Origin of the sequence: Bariatricus sp. HCP28S3_A7, from assembly GCF_052066375.1 — a bacterium.
Lineage (GTDB): Bacteria > Bacillota > Clostridia > Lachnospirales > Lachnospiraceae > Allocoprococcus.
Genome location: NZ_JBQHSG010000011.1, coordinates 60,342 through 79,406 on the forward strand (window position 1 = coordinate 60,342; position 19,065 = coordinate 79,406).

Below are 19,065 nucleotides of genomic sequence, written 5' to 3' on the forward strand. Positions count from 1 at the left end.
TGGTCTGTACCTCCATTCTTTAATTTAAAAAGATAGCGTCCGAAACCTTTTTATCTGTTTTTATTACCTCATCTATCTTTTATGTCTATAAAATAACTCGTTGCACCCAATTTGTCAATACATTTTTAATATGTATTTATATTTTTACAAAATTATATATTATATCATAAATTTTTCCAAACTCTTAGAGTGGAATTGATGAATAATCCGTAAGAACAGTAGCTTATTATGGATTTTGAAAAGGTAATTGCAAAATTGTAAAAAGGAATTTACACAATCCCCCGTAAATTCAGAAAGCTTGCCACCATTCAAAACAAAAAATGCCAGACCAAAACACAACAGTTCAGCCTTACGGCTGAACTGCTATAATTCCACATTCTATTCATCTGTATCTTTAATTGTCACGCCCCGTTTTACAAAACTGATCTTGTCCCATACATTTTTGTGAACCTTCACACCGTCTGCTTCTTTCCATTCTTCGCAGAGCTTATCAAACTGCTCTTCTTTCCGTTCGGAAACGATGGATTCTTTTTTTGCATCCGTTGCGTCCCGGTCGAGGAGACTGGTCAGCTTTGCAACAAAATATCCGCTGGTATCTTCGACCACAGGAGTAACCTCGCCTTCCTTCAGTGAATCTGCCGCAACCACAAGCAGTTGAGACGGTGATGTAGTTGATGTATCAAAAGTCAGAGTCGATGCTGTATATCCGGCCTCCTCTGCATAAGCTGCAAAATCCTCCGCGTTCACCGCTCCCTCCCGGAATGCCTCAACCGTTTCTTTCAGTTCTGCCTTTTCATCTTCTGAAAGCTGGGTCGAATTTCCATCGTCATCTGTCTTGGTAAATGAGAAATATACATACTGCATACTCTTCTGTGCAGCCTCTTCATCGGACACTTCGGTATCCACATCGGCAGTCATTGCTTCATGCATTTTTTCCTGAATGGTAACAAGCTCCAGGAATTTCTTCACAGTTTCTTCATCTCCGGAAACCATATCCTTATCTTCAAGATTGTTCGATTCAGTAAAGCTCTTCGCCGCTTTCTCTATAGCCTCATTCTCCTCATCCGTCAAGGAAACACCATAGTCATCCTTATGTGCATCCAGTATATACATAGTTTCAAGTGACTCCAGAACGCCTTCCTTCACACTTTCTTCATAGGTCTTACCCTCTTCTGCCTCACCAGACCACATATCCTCTCCTAAAAAGCTTGCATAATACGTCTCATATTGTGCCTGCTGATATCTCGCATAGAAATTCGCCACATCTGCCGTGATCTTCGCATCTCCAACCTCTGCAACTACTTCACTTCCATCTAATTTACCGCAGCCTGCTACTGTAGCTGCCACCAGGGCAGATGCAAGTACAAGCGTCAATACTCTCTTCTTCATCTGAACTATTTCCTCCTTAACCGTATCCTGCCGTTCTCCCGGGCAGAATCGTCGTGCATATTTATATAGTATACCGTGTTTTTCCTTAGCTGGCAATCCTTTTCACAAAAATTTGACATCCGTTATTTGACATCCGGCTATATGAAAACGCTTTATTCTTCAATCAATTCATGAATATCTGCAATAATCTGTTTTACATTTTCGAGAACCTGTTCATCTTTCTCCTTCTTTGTCTTCCGAAGTTTCCTATATATGAAATACGGATTTACATCGACTTTGAAAGTGAGAGCACCTTTATACTTATCCAAAAGCACCGGAATCTTCTGGGCCGATACTTTTGCCTTCTCGTACATGGTAAATTGATAATCTTCCCCTTTTTGCTCGATTGCAATAATATAAGAGCTGTGCGCAAAAGCTTTGATCTGTGCGATAGTCAAAAGCTGCTGTACTTTTTTCGGCGGTTCCCCGAACCGGTCAATCAGTTCTTCCAGCATATCTTCTCGTTCTTCCTCCGTCTCGATGGCTGCGATTCGCTTATAAATATCCAGCTTCTGATATTCATTCGGGATATAAGTCGGCGGAATAAATGCATCGATGTTCAGATCGATCGTCGTTGTATACGTATCTTCCGGAATTTCTCCTTTTTGCTGGCGAACCGCCTCATTCAGCATTTTACAGTAGAGATCGTATCCAACTGCCTCCATGTGCCCGTGCTGCTCCTCACCCAGGAGATTTCCGGCACCTCGGATTTCCAGATCCCTCATGGCAATCTTCACTCCGGAACCCAGGTCTGTGAATTCCCGGATGGCTGCAAGCCTTTTTTCTGCCACTTCTTTCAGAAGCTTATCCCGTTTATACAAAAGGAAAGCATATGCCATCCGATTCGAGCGTCCAACACGCCCTCGAAGCTGATAAAGCTGGGACAATCCCATCCGGTCGGCATCGTGGATAATGATGGTATTTACATTCGAAATATCCAGTCCCGTTTCAATGATGGTTGTAGAAATCAATACGTCAATCTCTCCATTAATGAAATCGTACATAATGTGTTCCAGCTGATGTTCCCGCATCTGTCCATGTGCAAACGCAACATTTGCTTCCGGCACCAATGCCTGGATTCTGGCTGTCATATCGGCGATGTCTTTGACCCGATTATATACATAATACACCTGTCCCTGTCTGGATAATTCTCTCTGGATGGCTTCCCGCACCATCTCGTCATTGTATTCCATCACATAGGTCTGGATCGGCATCCGGTCCATAGGGGCCTCTTCCAGAACACTCATATCACGAATCCCGATCAGGCTCATATGAAGTGTTCGCGGAATCGGGGTAGCAGTCAGTGTCAGAACATCCACATTTTCTTTCAATTTTTTGATTTTTTCTTTGTGCTGTACTCCAAAACGCTGTTCTTCATCAATAATCAGAAGCCCCAGATCCTTAAACTGAACATCCTTACTCAGCACACGATGTGTTCCGATCAGGATATCGACCTGGCCTTTCGTCAGATCCGTCAGAGTTTTTTTCTGTTCCGCCGGTGTACGGAAACGACAGAGAAGATCTACGCGAACAGGGAATTCCTTCATTCTCTGCACAAAAGTATTATAATGCTGCTGTGCCAGAATCGTTGTCGGGACAAGGTAAACAACCTGCTTTCCGTCCTGCACAGCCTTAAAAGCTGCCCGGATCGCGATCTCCGTTTTCCCGAATCCGACATCTCCGCAAATCAGGCGATCCATGATCTTCGGGCTTTCCATGTCGCGTTTCGTGGCCTCAATAGCCATAAGCTGGTCTTCTGTCTCCTCAAACGGGAACATTTCCTCAAATTCTTTCTGCCACACCGTGTCCTTCTCGTAGACAAATCCTTCCTTCTCCTGACGTGCAGCATACAGTTCCACAAGGTCCTTTGCAATCTGCTGTACAGCCCCTTTTACTCTTGTCTTTGTCTTCTTCCATTCCTGTCCGCCAAGACGATTCAGCTTCGGCTTCTTTGCGTCTGCACTTGCATATTTCTGAATCAGGTCAAGCTGTGTAGCAAGAATATAAAGATTTCCTCCATCAGCATAAGAAATCTTCATATAATCTTTCGTAACTTTATCTACTTCAATTTTCTCAATCCCCCGGTAAATTCCAAGTCCATGGTTTTCATGAACCACATAATCCCCCGGTTTTAGGTCAGAAAAATTCTGTATTTTCTGTCCATCATAACTTTTTCGTTTCTTTTTCTTTTTTGTTTTCCCAAAAATATCCGTTTCAGAAATTACCACAAATTTAATCATCGAATATTCGTAACCGACCGCGGCATGCCCATAGCATACCATGATTTCTCCCGGAAGCACTTCTCTCATGGGATCCTCATTATAATAACTGCTGAGGTCATAATCTCTCAGATCTTCCGCCAGACGTTTTGCCCTTGTTCTCGAACCGGAAAGCAGAATGACTCGATATCCATTCCTCTTCAGCCGCTTTAAATCATGGGTCAGCATCTCGAAACTGTTATTATAAGGATTCACACTCTGGGTCTGTAAATGGAATTGTTCTTTTACTAAAAACGGCTTACATTTATTCTCCAGTGCACACATTCCGACAGAGCAAAAATGATTTAATTTCTTAACCACTTCTTCTGTCGTATAAAACAATGGTTCCGGCGTACCTTCCCTGTCCTCATTGTCCGGCAGAGCGCGCATCTTTCGTGCATTCACAACTTCTTCTTCAATTCTCGTTCCCGCCTCGATTAGGCGAACCGGTTCATCAAGAAACAAATTCGTATTTTTAACATTAAAATAATCTATGAAAGAAACGGAATTATTGTCACTTTTCAATTCTTCAGATGGGTAGATCACAATCCGTTCCAGATTCTCTACTGAACGCTGGCTGTCCACATCAAAAGTCCGGATTGAATCCACTTCATCTCCCCAGAATTCAATACGTATCGGCAGTTCTTCCGTCAACGGATAGATATCCAGAATTCCTCCCCGTACTGCAAACTGTCCGGGTCCTTCTACCTGAACTTCCCTCTCATAGCCCAGCTGTGCAATTTTTCTGGTAAGCTCTTCAAACCTATATTCTCTTCCATTTTCTACAGTGAGAATACACGCTTCAATCTCTTCAATCGGCATCAGAAAATCCATCAAGGCATCAAAAGTCGTTATGATACTGGCTGATTTTTCTTCACTGCCCGCTTCATTCGATTCGATCAGTCTCTGAACGACTTCCATACGCTGTTTGATCAGAAGTTTCCCGTGGATGTCCGCCTGATAAAATAACAGGTCTTTTGCCGGATAATAACAGACATTCTCATCAAGGAAACGGTATTCCTCGTACATCTGTTTTGCCTTTTCTTCATTAGAAAGAACGATGAGTGTGCAAGGGCAGCCATCGCTAAGCGCATAAATCATATGAGTTTTTTGTGAAGTCACACATCCTGATAGCAGCAGCATTCCCGGTTTTTTCCGTTTCTCTTTGTATATTTCCTCAAACTCTGCCAATTCTCTCAGAGGGGCTGTAAATGCTTTCATTTCCAATTGCTCCTTATTCTTTCTAAGCAAGGATCATTTTATTCATTATCCTTACGTTTCCTGTTATACTTGTTCATAGCCTGATCGATTTCTCCAGCTGTGATCATAGCCACCGCTTCCGCAGCACACTCAAAGCCTTCTTTTATCAATTCCCGCTCTTCTTTTGAAAAACGGCCGAGCACATAATCTGCCAGATCGTATCCTTTCGGTTTTTCTCCGACTCCGACTTTAATCCGCTGGAAAACAGAAGTCCCCAGATTTGCTATAATGTTCTTTATTCCATTATGCCCACCCGCACTTCCTTTCTTACGGATTCGGAGCTGTCCCACATCCAGGCTGATATCATCAAAAATAATCAGCAGTTCCGTTTCCGGATCCACTTTGTAATACTCGACCAGGCTTCTTACGCTTTCCCCACTCAGATTCATATAGGTCTGTGGTTTTGCCAGGATCACTTTCTGCCCGCCAATGATTCCCTTTCCAATGTACGCTCTGTGTTTTTTTGTATCTACAGCTATATTATATTTTTCCGCAAGCAGATCTATCACATCAAATCCAACATTGTGTCGTGTTCCCTGATATTTATCATCCGGGTTTCCAAGTCCAACTATAACCAACATTTTAATCACCTCTGCATTTTTCTTGCTTTATGATACCAGACACTTTCTTTTTTGTCACGCCATAGAATGCATATTTTCCTGCATTCATTCATATATTGTGTTAAACAGCATGCAACTGGATATTCAAAAAGAAATGTATTTGGGGGGTTTTCATGAGTTCCAAAACCAAAATCATCGTCTTGCACATGAAAGAAATTATTTATACAGCAGTATTTGCTGTTTTCGGCATTTTGATCCTATGCCTGCTTTTCTTTATGTTTTCTTCTGGGAATGGCAAGCATAGCGATGTCCGTAAAACATATAATCCCGGTGTCTATACCTCTTCTGTTCATCTGAACAATACCGATTTGAATGTAGAAGTTGCTGTGGATGAGACCCGGATCCAGTCCATACGAATCAGCAATCTGGATGAATCTGTTGCTGCCATGTATCCTCTTCTTCAACCGGCAATCGAAGAGATTGCCCAACAGATCTGTGACACACAATCACTTGAAAACATTGAACTGCCGTCCGACACTCCTTACACCTCACAGCTCCTCCTGAATGCCATCGACGAAGCGCTCAAAAAAGCCGTAGTTTCATGACTACGGCTTTATCGGCTTTTCACCTGAAAATAACAAGAACATCTATTTTCTGACTATCCTTCTACAATCAGATACTGTCCGTTCGGAAGTTCAAATACCTCAGAAGCATCTTCCAGCTCTTCATCGCTCATGCCTTCCACATCGGCTCCGCTTTCCTCAAAATATTCTCTTACTTCTCTGACAGAGTCAACAATCACTGCCATACAGTCCTCCAGAAATGCCTCTGCTTCTTCCAGTGTATCAGCCACCGGTTCATCGAATAATTGTGACTGCATCTTCAAAAACGTTCTCAGGCACTCCTCATCATACTCATACATTTCGATAACCCTCCCTTTATCTCGATCGCGCTTATATTCTGCGCTTTGTATTACAGGAATCTAAGCAGCTCATCAGCGTGGTCTATGGTCACATCAACCCCTGACCTCTCCAATATCTCTTTTGATCGGAATCCCCAGTTCACACCGACCGTAAGAACCTGCGCGTTCTTCCCGGTCTGAACGTCCACTTCTGAATCCCCCACATAGATTACTTCATCTTTCTTGATTCCAAGGTCTTTTGTAATTTCAAAAAGTCCCGCCGGATCCGGCTTCTTCGGAAATCCGTCACGCTGTCCGCGTATCTCGTCAAACATCCCTCTGCCGAATATACTTTCAACTACGTCCACAGCCTGCTGATGCGGTTTGTTCGTAAATACTGCAATCGCAAGCCCACGGCTCTTCAGTTCCTCAAGAAGAGAAAGAATCCCTTCATACGGGGCAACATGATACGTACACTTTTCACTGAACACTCTGCCGAATATCTGCATTGCATCTTCGATCCTTTCAAGTTCCACATCTCCGGTTGCCCGAAGGGCACGTTCCACCAGACATCTGGCACCGTCTCCCACAAAGCCGCGACACTGCTCACGTGAAATCATCTTCACTCCCAATTGCTTCAAAGTCTCATTTACCGAATACCACAGGGAATCCAAAGTATCTGTCAGGGTTCCATCTAAATCAAAAATACATGCCTTATACATTGCTGCTCTCCTTTTCTATGACTATAATAGTATGAACCCTGTCAAATTTCAATATAAAATTCGATTTTCTATTCTGTTTTCAAATATTGACGCATCAGACGCAGTGCATTCTTTTCCAGACGGCTGACCTGCGCTTGAGAGATTCGGATTTCCCGTGCCACTTCCATCTGGGTTTTTCCCTCAAAAAAACGAAGCTGAATGATATACCTTTCTCTCTCGTCCAAATGTTCCATTGCCGCCTGCAGGGAAAGATCCTCCACCCATTTTTCCTCCCTGTTCTTTTTGTCACTGATCTGATCCATTACATAGAGCGCGTCTCCACTGTCATTATAGACCGGCTCATTCAAACTTACCGGCGCCTGGATCGCGTCCAGTGCATAGACGATTTCTTCCTTTGATATTCCAATTTCATCCGCTATTTCCTGAACTGTAGGTTCTTTCATATTTCTTTTCATGTAATTTTCTTTCGCATAGATCGCTTTATAAGCGGTATCACGCAAGGATCTGCTGACCCGTATTGAATTATTATCCCTCATATAGCGTCGGATCTCGCCAATGATCATTGGGACTGCATATGTTGAGAATTTCACCTCCAATTCCGGATTAAAATTATTGATTGCCTTTATTAGCCCGATACAACCGATCTGGAACAGATCGTCCGGATTCTCGTTCGTGCTTCCGAAACGTTTGATCACACTGAGAACGAGGCGGAGATTTCCCTTGATATACTCTTCTTTTGCTGTCTCGTCACCTTCCTTAATTCTTGCAAACAAGGCATCTTTTTCCTCATCATTCAGAAGCGGAAGCTTTGCTGTATTTACTCCACAGATTTCAACCTTATTCAATGCCATTTCAAGTATCCTCCTAACTCTTTCCAGCTAGTAGAATTTTTCTCAAAACACATTTTATTTATACAATTATAAATAAAATATTAAAAATATTAGTCCTTGACATAATAACTATTATTTTTTCTGAATTTATAGTATAATTAAGATAATAATTCTAACGAAATGAGGTTGAGCTTATGAAGCTAACATTTATCGGTGCCGCCCACGAAGTCACTGGAAGCTGTCATTATCTTGAAGCCTGTGGTAAGCATATTCTGATCGACTGTGGTCTGGAACAGGGACCTGACCTTTATGAGAACCAGGACATTCCTGTTTCACCTTCCACGATTGATTATGTGTTGCTGACTCATGCGCATATCGATCATTCAGGAAAGCTTCCTCTCCTTGTAAAAAATGGATTTAAGGGCGACATTGTCTCTACATTTGCTTCCGCAGATCTGTGCAGCATTATGCTCCGTGACAGTGCACACATCCAGGTTGCCGAAGCTGAGTGGAGAAACAGAAAAGCACGCCGTTCAGGCGGCCCTATGTACGAACCACTCTACGATATGCAGGATGCCCAGAATACGATCATGCTACTTGCTCCTGTAGATTACAATCAGAAAATTCAGCTGTGTGAGGGAATCGATGTCCGCTTTACAGACATAGGTCATCTACTGGGTTCCGCCTGCATAGAGATATGGATCCATGAAAATGGCGTAGAAAAGAAAATCGTTTTTTCGGGCGATGTCGGCAATATCGACCAGCCTCTCATCCGTGATCCCCAGAACGTCAGCGATGCAGATTATCTGGTCATTGAGTCTACATATGGTGATCGGATCCACGCTGCCGAGAAGCCGGATTACATTGGCGAACTCACACGGATTCTCCGTGAAACATTCGAACGTGGCGGCAATGTCGTGATTCCTTCATTTGCCGTAGGAAGAACTCAGGAGCTCCTGTATTTCTTCCGGGAGATCAAGGAGAAAAGTCTTCTTCCAGAATACAGCAACTTTGAGGTCTATGTAGACAGCCCACTTGCGATCGATGCCACGACTGTATTCCAGAAGAATACTCGTTCCTGCTTCGACGAGGAAGCTATGGCCCTCATCAATCAGGGTATAAACCCGCTCCTTTTCCCCGGGCTGAAAACGACCATTACAAGTGAGGAATCCAAATTAATCAACTTTGATGATAAGCCAAAGGTGATTCTCTCTGCTTCCGGTATGTGTGAAGCAGGTCGTATTCGCCACCATCTGAAGCATAATCTATGGCGAAGAGAATGCACTGTCCTTTTTGTAGGATATCAGGCAGAAGGCACTCTGGGGCGAAAGCTTGTAGAAGGAGCCGACTGCGTGAAGCTGTTCGGCGAGAACATCGAAGTAAATGCTCATATCGAAATTCTCCAGGGAATCAGCGGTCATGCTGATATGAACGGACTACTTAACTGGTTAGATGGATTCTCCAAAAAACCCTCACACGTTTTTGTGGTTCATGGTGAAGATGCAGTAACGGATTCTTTTGCTCATACTATTACCGACCGGTTCCACATACCTGCATTTGCACCTTATTCCGGAGGCGCTGTAGATCTTGCAACCGATACCATCTTAAGCCCCGGAATCAAGATCCCCAAAAAGGCAGTCGAAAAACCTGCAAGGCAGCGTGCATCTGCTGCATTCGGGCGAGTGGTTGCCGCAGCGAAACGTCTCATGGATGTTGTGCTTAAGAACGAAGGTCTCGCCAATAAAGACCTTGCAAAATTTGAAACCCAGATTCAAAATCTGGCAGATAAATGGGACAGAGATGATGTTTAATCATCTCTGTTTTTTTATTCATAGCGCACCATTTCTCTGCGCAGCCTCTGCATAATTTTCTTTTCCAGACGCGAAATATAAGATTGAGAAATTCCAAGCATATCAGCCACTTCCTTCTGCGTTTTTTCCTCACCTCCCGGCATTCCCAGGCCAAACCTCATCTGCACGATGGTTCTCTCTCTGCTGGAAAGGCGGCTGACGGCCCGAAACAACACTTTTTTCTCCGCTTCATTTTCCATATCACGGTAGATCGTATCTTCTTCTGTTCCGAGAATATCGGAAAGCAGCAACTCATTTCCATCCCAATCCACATTCAGCGGCTCATCGATGGAAACCTCCATCCTGGTCTTATTATTTCTGCGCAGGTACATGAGAATCTCATTTTCTATGCAACGTGAGGCATAAGTTGCCAGCTTGATCTTTTTATCCGGATTAAACGTGTTGATTGCCTTAATAAGTCCGATCGTTCCGATCGAGATCAGATCCTCGACACCGACTCCTGTATTGTCGAATTTCTTGGCAATGTAGACGACCAGACGCAGATTATGCTCGATCAGCAGCTTCCTTGCCTTTTCTTCCGTCTCTGTTCCCAGCGCTTCAATCGCCTTCGCTTCTTCCTCTGCTTCCAACGGAGCCGGAAGAATATCCGAGCCGCCGATATAGTGTACATCTTTTGTCTCCGGAAACAAAAATGTCCGGAACGTGGGTACCATTTTTAATTTAAACTGGTTTGGAACTGCAACTTTTATCATCAATTTTACTCCTCCTAACAATCCTCGGGATGCAATATCACATCATAATTTCCATCATTAAACCGTTCCTGTGCCGAAATTCCGAACAGCGGATATTCTATGATTTTCTCGCGCTTTCCATGAATGCACATTTTATCGATGGTAAATACTGGCAATACACTTTCATTTTCCTGGATCGTGCAATAAGGAATGTATCTGATATATTGTATTTTTTCCTGTTCCGTCAATTCTTTCATTGCTTTTTTATCAATTATATGTACTGGCTTACAGCTCAGCGTATCACAAAGACTATTTCCACTATCGATTACTGCCCGGAATGTACAAACCCTTTCCCGGAAATATAATGTCACTTTGCATCTGCTTCCCTGGAATTTCCACATCATCTCAAGAAAATCCATCACTCTGCACAGCAGATAATAGCTGCACACTGTAATCGAAAAGCAAAGTACTCCCTCCCGAAAGAATTCACCCATGTACGGCCTGACCCATGTCATAATTCCTCCCATCAGAAAACTGACAATGTAAAGCAGGATCCATTCCCTGATAAACTCCGAAACGCATGCAGGTCTCAGCGAAACGATCAACATACAGGAATTCACTAATAAATGCATAATCAGAATCTTGACCGCCGGATACATCGGAATACACATTAAAACACTGACTGAAAACGCTCCCGCAAATGCTCCCAACAGCACATATCCATGTGTGGCAGTACATTTCAATGCTCTTTTTACCGCCAGGAGAATCAGATAATCCATCGAAAAATTGACCAGAAAAAATACATCTAAATATATTTCATACTGCACGTTTTTCCCTCTTTCTTTTGAATCAAATCGATTTGGTACTCAAGCAAACCTTATTATAGACAATCGTCCCCTCAGATTTTGTCAAACAGTGAGGAGCGTTCTTATTTTCACTCGACACCACTAAACACAGGAACTCGGAATGACTTTTGTCAAATTTTCACAAAAAAGGCTGTCGTATAAATGAGCATAAAAAAAGACGCAACATAAAATATGTTGCGTCTTTCGACAAAAATATAAAATTATTTCTTAAAGAAATCCGGAATCTTAATAGACTGCTCTTTTACATTGCTTGCCGGCTTTCTCGGTGTCTGAAGCTGAGGCATCGTTCCGTTACCGGTACCTTGCTGGTAATTTCTTGTATTGTAAAGCGGTCTCTCCATACCATAGTCGTTCTTCGGCATCGCCTGCGTTGTTCCTCCCATAGAACCTGCGCCTGAAAGCATACTGGATTTATGTTCCAGTCTGGACTGCAATTTGGATGCAGTTCCTCCCACACTGTGAAGTCCGGTCGCAATTACGGTAATCGTTGCTTCATCTGACTTAGAATCATCGTACATAGCACCAAAGATAATATTCGCTTCTTCTCCTGCGAGATCCTGTACATATTCAGCCGCATCACTTGCATCCATAAGAGTGATGTCTCCGGAAATATTGATAATTACATGAGAAGCTCCTGCAATTGTCGTCTCAAGCAACGGGCTGGCAACAGCCTGTTTAACAGCTTCCAATGCCTTGTCATCGCCTTTGCCCTGACCGATACCGATATGTGCAATTCCTTTGTCTGTCATGACAGTCTGAACATCCGCAAAGTCAAGGTTGATAAGTGACGGTACGTTGATCAAGTCGGTAATACCCTGAATACCCTGCTGAAGGACTTCATCTGCTTTCTTCAGTGCTTCCGGCATTGTTGTTCGTCTATCAACGATCTCAAGAAGTTTATCATTCGGGATAACAATCAATGTATCAACATTCTCTTTTAATTTTTCAATTCCTGCAAGCGCATTGTTCATTCTTGTTTTTGATTCGAAACGGAATGGTTTCGTAACAACACCTACAGTAAGCGCTCCCTGCTCTTTCGCAATACGTGCTACAACAGGCGTTGCACCGGTTCCGGTTCCGCCTCCCATACCACAGGTTACAAATACCATATCTGCACCCTTCAGTGCTGCTGAAATCTCTTCCGCACTTTCTTCTGCTGCCTTCTCACCGATCTCCGGTTTTGCTCCCGCGCCAAGTCCTTTGGTAAGCTTGTCTCCAATCTGCATCAGAGTCGGTGCCTTACAGAGCTGAAGTGCCTGCTTATCTGTATTGATTGCAATAAATTCAACACCTGCAATCTGTTCGTCGATCATACGGTTCACAGCATTATTTCCACCGCCGCCAACACCAATTACGATTATTTTTGCTGCTGCTTCTGATTCGTTTGTCTTAATTTCTAACAAGAGTTTCTCCTCCTTTGTCTCCTTATTATATTATACACCCAATATGTCCAATATACGATTAGCTATATATCAACTATAATATAGTTTTTTTTCCAAAATATCAATAGAATTTTGTATATTTTTCTAATTTTTTACTCACTTTCTTCCGGTAGGACATCTTTTTCAAAGCTGATTGTCGTGTGATCCTCGTCATATCTCTCCAGATGAAGCGTCCCTTTCTGATCCCCGAGTTTCTCCAGGATCGGCGGAATCTGTGCAATCCTGTCTGCCAGATTCTCATCACCGATGATCGCACATTTATTTCCAAAATACAAATACAAATCCGAGCCTCTGCACAAAATCCGATCCGGCTTCAGGTCATATTTCTTCAACGTGTTACTCATATCCAGCAAATGCTCAAAAACCTTCTTGTTGTCCTTCCCGACCGGAAGTTCCTCGAAAAGCTCTGCTTCACTCACGGTAAGACCTTCGATACACGGCACATCATCCCACCATTCTTTTGTTCGCGCCAGCACCACGCCATCCTTATCAAAATATACGAAATCATCTCCGACTATAATATAACCTACAATTTTCTTTTCCGTCACTTGAACTCGAATCGTCCATGGATTGGCAAGCCCCACCTTGGCCTCTTCCAACGCAGGCAGCATCTCATAATCTGTAAAATGATATTTGCAGAGCAAATATACGGAATTCGTTGAAAATTCATCCTGCTGCAGCCAGTCTGCAATTTCCTGCTTAGATAGAATTTGATTCCCCTCCACTTCTATTTTTCGAACCTGAAATAAAAGGAGAAATCCAATCATAACAAAGCAGATCAGCATAACCAGCAGAATGATTGCATAAATCGTCCGCTTCTTGATTCGTCGTTTTTTGTAATTCTGTTCTTCACTCATCCAAATGCCTCCTTATTATTTATCAACTGTCCTTTTCAGGCAGCATTTTCCTCCCTAAGGTTCATTCTACCAGACTTGACACACTAAGCACAAGCCCCATTTCAATCAAAAGGAAAACAACGGACGTCCCTCCGTAACTGATGAACGGAAGAGTAATCCCTGTATTCGGTATTGTATTTGTAACGACCGCAATATTCAGAATCACTTGTATCATCATATGCGCCATCGCTCCCGATGCGATCAGTGCGCCAAAAAGATCTCGGCTGTGCGTTGCGATCAAAAAAAATCTCCAGATCAGAATCAGGAACAAAAAGACGATAAAAGCCGCCCCCACCAGTCCGAGTTCTTCACATATAATAGAAAAAATCATGTCATTTTGCGCTTCGGGCACAAACCCGAGCTTCTGGACACTATTTCCAAGACCGGTTCCGAAAAGTCCGCCCGATCCAATGGCATAAAGCCCCTGCAGGGTCTGATATCCCTTCTCATAATTTTCAGGATTTCTCCAGATTGCAAGACGTTCCAGCCGGTAGCTTTCGAGAGCCAGAAAGATTCCCATAAACGCGCACCCCAACACCCCCATGCCGACAAACTGTGCATATCGAGGGCTGGCAACAAATACCAGTACGACGCCGATCCCCAGAATGATGATTGCCGTACTCAGATTACTGGTACCGACCAGTCCCACGATTGGGAGCATCCAGAGAACAATTCTGAACATAGTCCCTGTTTTCGCAATCGTCTTTGCATGTTTCGTCACGATCCATGACAAGAAAATAATAAGCGCAACTTTCGCAAATTCAGAAGGCTGAAAAGAAAACGGACCCAAAGATAACCATCTTTTGGATCCGTTATACTCTTTTCCGAATAGCATAACCGCAATTGACAGCCCAACCGCTGCCAGATAGCAGACTGCTGCAAACTGCTGCCATACATGATAATCAATCCCGGCAACCCAGAACATCATAACAAGCCCCAGGATCGTTGCAAACACCTGCTTCTTCAGATAGTAGAAAGAATCGTGAAATTTCACGTCACCATTGTATGCGCTGGTACTGTATAGAATCACCAGGCCTACTGCGACCAGCAGAAACACTATGACAAGAAGCGTATAATCCATTCGCTTCTTTTTCTCTTTCTCCGCCAATCCGGCTCACTTCCTCACTTTTTATAATGCAAGCACATATTTCTTAAATTCATCTCCGCGTACTTCATAATTCGGAAACATTCCCCAGCTCGCACATGCCGGAGAAAGCAGAACTGCATCTCCGGGATTAGCAAGTTCCACACAAGTGTCCATTGCCTCCTCAAAAGTATCTCTCAGAATGCAGTCATGAAATCCGCATTCTGCCGCTTCCCTCTGTATCTGCTCCTTCGTTGCGCCGATCAAAACCAGATAACGTACTTTTCCGTCAAAGCTGCGGATCCATTCATGAAAGTCAGACTGTTTATCGTAACCTCCTCCAATCAGGACCGTAGGCCGGTTCATTGCCTGAATTCCCTTGATTGCCGCATCCGGATTGGTTCCTTTTGAATCATTATAATAGACAACTCCGCCTTTCTCAGCCACAAACTCGATCCGGTGTTCTACTCCTTTAAATGACTTTACTGTATCGCGGATCACATCCAGATCCACTCCATAGACAGCCGCCATTGCAACAGCTGCCATTACATTCTCATAATTGTGTACGCCCAGAATCTGCAGTTCCTCCGTACGGCAGATCAAAATACCTTCCTTATCTTTATCCGGTTTGTAAATGATCGCACCATCATCCAGATAAATCCCCTGTTCCAATTTATGCGCACTACTGAAAAATAGAACCGAAGCATCGATCTTATCCGCCATACCACGTGTAACTTCATCTTCATAATTCAGTATACAGGTATCCTCGGAGGTCTGATTCTTCGCTATATCCTGTTTCGCCTGAATATAAGCTTCCATCGTGTGGTGTCTGTTCAGATGATCCGGCGTGATGTTCAGAACCGCACTGACTTTCGGCCTGAATGTAAGGATACTCTCCAGCTGGAAACTGGACAGCTCCGCGACGATCACTGAATCCTCCCTCGTTTCGTTCGCAACCGTCGTATAAGGATTGCCAATATTCCCGACAACAAACACACTTTCAAACGCATTCTTCATAATCTCGCCAAGGAGGGAGGTCGTCGTCGTCTTTCCATTGGTTCCCGTAATTCCGAGAATCTCACCTTTTCCACACACATACGCGAGTTCGATCTCTCCCCAGACAGGAATTCCTTCTTCTTTCATCCGAAGTACGATTGGAAGATCCGTCGGAACTCCCGGACTCATTACCACCAGATCAAGCCTCGCAAGTTCCTCCTCGGGAAATGTTCCGAGAATTACCCTTGCACCGGTCTGATTTGCAACAGCAGCCGCATCCAGTTTCTCATTTCCATCATAAAGAATCACTTCTGCCCCTTTATCTGCCAGCAGCCTGCAAGAGCCGGTACCACTGATGCCTGCACCAAAAACAAGCACTTTCTTCCCTTGTAAATCCATCTTTCTTCCTCCTACCTTTCTTCTTCTTCGCTTAAAGCGCCAGAAGGGCAATCAGGCATAAAATAGCCGTAACAATTGAAAATACTGCGACAACTCTCGTTTCACTCCATCCGCAAAGTTCAAAATGATGATGGATCGGAGCCATCTTAAAAAATCTCTTCCCACCCGTTTTCTTAAAATATGCAACCTGTATCATAACAGAAAGCACCTCGATCAGATAAATAAGTCCGACAATTATGATAAACAGCGGCATCTGAAGCATATAGGCTGCCGAAGCCACAAAACCTCCCAGCGCCAGCGAACCGGTGTCTCCCATGAAAACACTTGCCGGATATACATTGAACAGTAGAAATCCAAGAAGCGCTCCGACAACCGCACAGGTAATCGGCTCGATTCCACTCTTATTTCCCATCGCAACGACTGTGAAAAATGTAGCCACAAGCACCGTCACACTAGATGCAAGGCCATCCAGACCATCCGTAAAATTCACTCCGTTCACCGTACCGATAACAGCAAAAAACAGAACCGGAATTGCAAGCCATCCGATATCCCAGTAGTATTTCCCGCCGGTAAAAGGAACCAGCATCGTAAGCGGGACCTTTGCAACCTTAACAATGTAAAATGCAAAAATCGCAGTCACCACAATCTGGAGTGCCATTTTCTGCATCGGCATGAGGCCATCGGAACGCTTTAGTACAACCTTCAGATAATCATCCAGGAATCCAATCATTCCAAACCCCAGCGTCACAAAAAGGACCGGGATCACTTTTGGATATTCCCTGACATAGATCAGGGATGTCATCGTAATCGCGAACAGGATGATCACGCCTCCCATTGTCGGAGTTCCTGCTTTCTTAAGATGAGACTTCACTCCTTCCTCACGCTCTGTCTGCCCCATCTTCAGCCTTCTGAGAATCGGTATCACAATAGGTCCGGTCAATACACTCAGTCCAAATGCTATCAGCACTGGAATTACCATCTTATAATCCATAACGCACCTCTTATTTCTTTCGTTTTTTTCTACGCATTTAGTATAATGTATCTGTTTCCATTTGTAAAGTGGACACTTCCGACCTTTTACCTTTCGTCCTTCTCATTTTCCTATGACTGTTTTTCTATTCCCAGATATGGAAGTACATTATCGAAAATGTCCCTCACAACCGGGGCAGCGATCGTCCCTCCATAATAGACACCCTGTGGATTGTAGATTACTGCCATCGCCAGCACTTCCGGATCATCTGCCGGTGCGAAGCCAACAAAAGAAGCAATATATTTTCTCGCGCTCCTTGGCAGCGTCTGACTGGTTGCCGTTTTCCCGCCGATTCGATACCCTTCAATATAGGCATTCTTTCCTCCACCTTCTGACACAACCGTTTCCAGTACAGCCTGCATTGTCTCAGAAACCTCCTGCGACAGAATTCTTTTGCCTTCCCCATAATCAAATGTCTCCGTCTTCTCCCCATCCGCCCGATAAGTTGCCATTCCAAAATGCGGGGTGATCCTTTCCCCACCATTGATAAGGGAACTGATCGTCGCAGCCATCTGGATCGGTGTTACCTGAAAAGACTGTCCAAAGGACATCGTAGCCAGTTCCACCTGACCGACATTTTCTTTCTTGTGCATAATCGTATCAGCCTCCCCCGGAAGATCCACTCCTGTTTTTTCCAACAGACCGAATTTTTCAAAATACTTGTAAAAATTATCTACTCCCAGCCGCAATCCAACTTCAATAAAAACCGGATTACAGGAGTTCTGCACTCCCTGCACAAACGTTTCCGCACCATGGCCGGTCGTTCTTGCACAGCGGATCTTTCTGTCTTCCACAATTTTATATCCCGGACAATAGAACTGATCCGTAAGGCTTACCACTCCCTCCTCCAATGCCGCAGAAGCCGTGAACACTTTAAATACGGATCCCGGTTCATATGTATCATTGATGCATCGATTTCTCCACATCTGATTCAAGCGTTCCTGTTTGACTTCATCATCCAGTTCCGAAGTATCCTTTTCCATATTCAAAGTAAATGGATCATTCAGATTAAATTCCGGAATATTAACGCAGGCATAGATTTCACCATTTTGGGGATTCATCACAAGGATAACTACTGCATCGGCCTCTTTCTCCTCCATGACTTTCAACGCAGCCTGCTGTGCATACATCTGAATATTATAATCCAGACTGATTTGAAGTGTCTCTCCGGCTACCGGTTCTATCCGGTCCTCCGCAATTCCTTCCAGTTCGATTCCCCTTGCATCCGTCGTTGTAAGAATCGTCCCGTTCGTCCCTTTCAGCCATTTTTCATATTTCACTTCCAGTCCTATGATTCCCTGATTATCCCCTCCGGTGAACCCAATCACTTTCGATGCGAGACTGTCATATGGATAATACCGTTTAAAATCTTCATCTATTTTCACTCCGTCAAGATCATATTCCCGGATTCTGTCCCCTGTCTCTTTATCAACATTCGTCTTTATCTTTTCTCTTGAGGAAATCTTCTCTGCTTTTTTACGTATTTCACCGGACGAAATCCCCAGTTCTTTTGAAAGTACTTCAATGACTCTCTCTGGTTCCTTGATCTGGCTGTGAATAACCGAAATCGTGCACACCGTTCTGTTCGTAGCGAGTACAACTCCGTTTCTATCCACAATTTCTCCTCTTGCAGCCTTGATTTCCCGTTCACGCTCATGCAGCGCTTTTGCCTTTTCCTGATAATACTCTGCATCGAAGATCATCAGATAGACAAGCCTTCCCAGCAGCCCCAGTATCATCACCGCCGCTGCCAGAAATACGACAAGCATTTTCTTTTTATTATATGTTTTGTTGCGCATAAAAACCCCGGACCTTCAAATATGTTATCTTCCATTTCTATAACATATTATT

The 19,065-nt window shown here is 43.7% G+C and carries 16 protein-coding genes; 2 read left to right on the top strand and 14 right to left on the bottom strand.

The features are described from left to right. Positions 1 to 378: 378 nt before the first annotated feature. From ACTNA4_RS09245 to pth, 3 genes are all read right to left on the bottom strand, one after another. Positions 379 to 1,389 carry a SurA N-terminal domain-containing protein gene (locus ACTNA4_RS09245; RefSeq protein WP_427819072.1) on the bottom strand — a complete coding sequence of 337 codons (1,011 nt, stop codon included), beginning with the start codon at positions 1,387 to 1,389 and terminating at the stop codon, positions 379 to 381. A 152-nt stretch (positions 1,390 to 1,541) separates the two neighbouring features. Further along, positions 1,542 to 4,907 (bottom strand): transcription-repair coupling factor, encoded by a 3,366-nt coding sequence (mfd, locus tag ACTNA4_RS09250; protein WP_441029746.1) that lies wholly within the window; start codon positions 4,905 to 4,907, stop codon positions 1,542 to 1,544. A 38-nt stretch (positions 4,908 to 4,945) separates the two neighbouring features. Next, on the bottom strand, positions 4,946 to 5,527 hold the full coding sequence (gene pth, locus ACTNA4_RS09255) for an aminoacyl-tRNA hydrolase (RefSeq protein WP_427805487.1): 582 nt from the start codon (positions 5,525 to 5,527) through the stop codon (positions 4,946 to 4,948). Positions 5,528 to 5,679: 152 nt separating this feature from the next. Here pth and ACTNA4_RS09260 point away from each other — a divergent pair, with 152 nt between their 5' ends. Beyond that, positions 5,680 to 6,111: an FMN-binding protein gene (locus tag ACTNA4_RS09260; RefSeq protein WP_427805486.1), complete on the top strand. Its 432-nt coding sequence runs from the start codon at positions 5,680 to 5,682 to the stop codon at positions 6,109 to 6,111. 53 nt (positions 6,112 to 6,164) lie between these two features. On the opposite strand, the gene ACTNA4_RS09265 is transcribed toward ACTNA4_RS09260, so the two are convergent. From ACTNA4_RS09265 to sigG, 3 genes are all read right to left on the bottom strand, one after another. Next, positions 6,165 to 6,428 carry a glyoxalase gene (locus ACTNA4_RS09265; protein WP_427805485.1) on the bottom strand — a complete coding sequence of 88 codons (264 nt, stop codon included), beginning with the start codon at positions 6,426 to 6,428 and terminating at the stop codon, positions 6,165 to 6,167. Positions 6,429 to 6,478: 50 nt separating this feature from the next. Further along, positions 6,479 to 7,129: an HAD family hydrolase gene (locus ACTNA4_RS09270; protein ID WP_441016945.1), complete on the bottom strand. Its 651-nt coding sequence runs from the start codon at positions 7,127 to 7,129 to the stop codon at positions 6,479 to 6,481. Between the two features lie 68 nt (positions 7,130 to 7,197). Next, positions 7,198 to 7,980, bottom strand: coding sequence for an RNA polymerase sporulation sigma factor SigG (gene sigG / locus ACTNA4_RS09275; protein WP_427805483.1), 783 nt, complete (start codon positions 7,978 to 7,980; stop codon positions 7,198 to 7,200). 173 nt (positions 7,981 to 8,153) lie between these two features. Here sigG and ACTNA4_RS09280 point away from each other — a divergent pair, with 173 nt between their 5' ends. Further along, positions 8,154 to 9,770 (top strand): MBL fold metallo-hydrolase RNA specificity domain-containing protein, encoded by a 1,617-nt coding sequence (locus tag ACTNA4_RS09280; RefSeq protein WP_441029748.1) that lies wholly within the window; start codon positions 8,154 to 8,156, stop codon positions 9,768 to 9,770. 14 nt (positions 9,771 to 9,784) lie between these two features. Here the strand turns inward: ACTNA4_RS09280 and sigE are convergent, their stop codons facing one another. The 8 genes from sigE to ACTNA4_RS09320 all read right to left on the bottom strand — a co-directional run bounded on the left by sigE (position 9,785) and on the right by ACTNA4_RS09320 (position 19,013). Next, entirely contained in the window at positions 9,785 to 10,525 is a 741-nt protein-coding gene (gene sigE, locus ACTNA4_RS09285; RefSeq protein WP_427805481.1) for an RNA polymerase sporulation sigma factor SigE, read from the bottom strand. Between the two features lie 11 nt (positions 10,526 to 10,536). Continuing rightward, on the bottom strand, positions 10,537 to 11,328 hold the full coding sequence (locus tag ACTNA4_RS09290) for a sigma-E processing peptidase SpoIIGA (protein ID WP_427805480.1): 792 nt from the start codon (positions 11,326 to 11,328) through the stop codon (positions 10,537 to 10,539). Between the two features lie 239 nt (positions 11,329 to 11,567). Then, the gene (gene ftsZ / locus ACTNA4_RS09295) at positions 11,568 to 12,770 is read right to left on the bottom strand and encodes a cell division protein FtsZ (RefSeq protein ID WP_441016951.1); all 1,203 of its coding nucleotides are present in this window, start codon (positions 12,768 to 12,770) and stop codon (positions 11,568 to 11,570) included. A 131-nt stretch (positions 12,771 to 12,901) separates the two neighbouring features. After that, positions 12,902 to 13,666, bottom strand: a complete 765-nt coding sequence (locus ACTNA4_RS09300; RefSeq protein ID WP_441029750.1) for a cell division protein FtsQ/DivIB — start codon at positions 13,664 to 13,666, stop codon at positions 12,902 to 12,904. A 61-nt stretch (positions 13,667 to 13,727) separates the two neighbouring features. After that, a complete protein-coding gene (locus ACTNA4_RS09305) occupies positions 13,728 to 14,786 on the bottom strand; it encodes an FtsW/RodA/SpoVE family cell cycle protein (RefSeq protein ID WP_427805675.1) in 1,059 nt (352 codons plus the stop codon). Positions 14,787 to 14,834: 48 nt separating this feature from the next. Continuing rightward, positions 14,835 to 16,184, bottom strand: coding sequence for a UDP-N-acetylmuramoyl-L-alanine--D-glutamate ligase (murD, locus tag ACTNA4_RS09310; RefSeq protein ID WP_427805477.1), 1,350 nt, complete (start codon positions 16,182 to 16,184; stop codon positions 14,835 to 14,837). 31 nt (positions 16,185 to 16,215) lie between these two features. After that, a complete protein-coding gene (gene mraY / locus ACTNA4_RS09315) occupies positions 16,216 to 17,175 on the bottom strand; it encodes a phospho-N-acetylmuramoyl-pentapeptide-transferase (RefSeq protein WP_427805476.1) in 960 nt (319 codons plus the stop codon). 110 nt (positions 17,176 to 17,285) lie between these two features. Continuing rightward, positions 17,286 to 19,013 (bottom strand): peptidoglycan D,D-transpeptidase FtsI family protein, encoded by a 1,728-nt coding sequence (locus ACTNA4_RS09320; protein ID WP_441029752.1) that lies wholly within the window; start codon positions 19,011 to 19,013, stop codon positions 17,286 to 17,288. Positions 19,014 to 19,065: the final 52 nt, after the last annotated feature.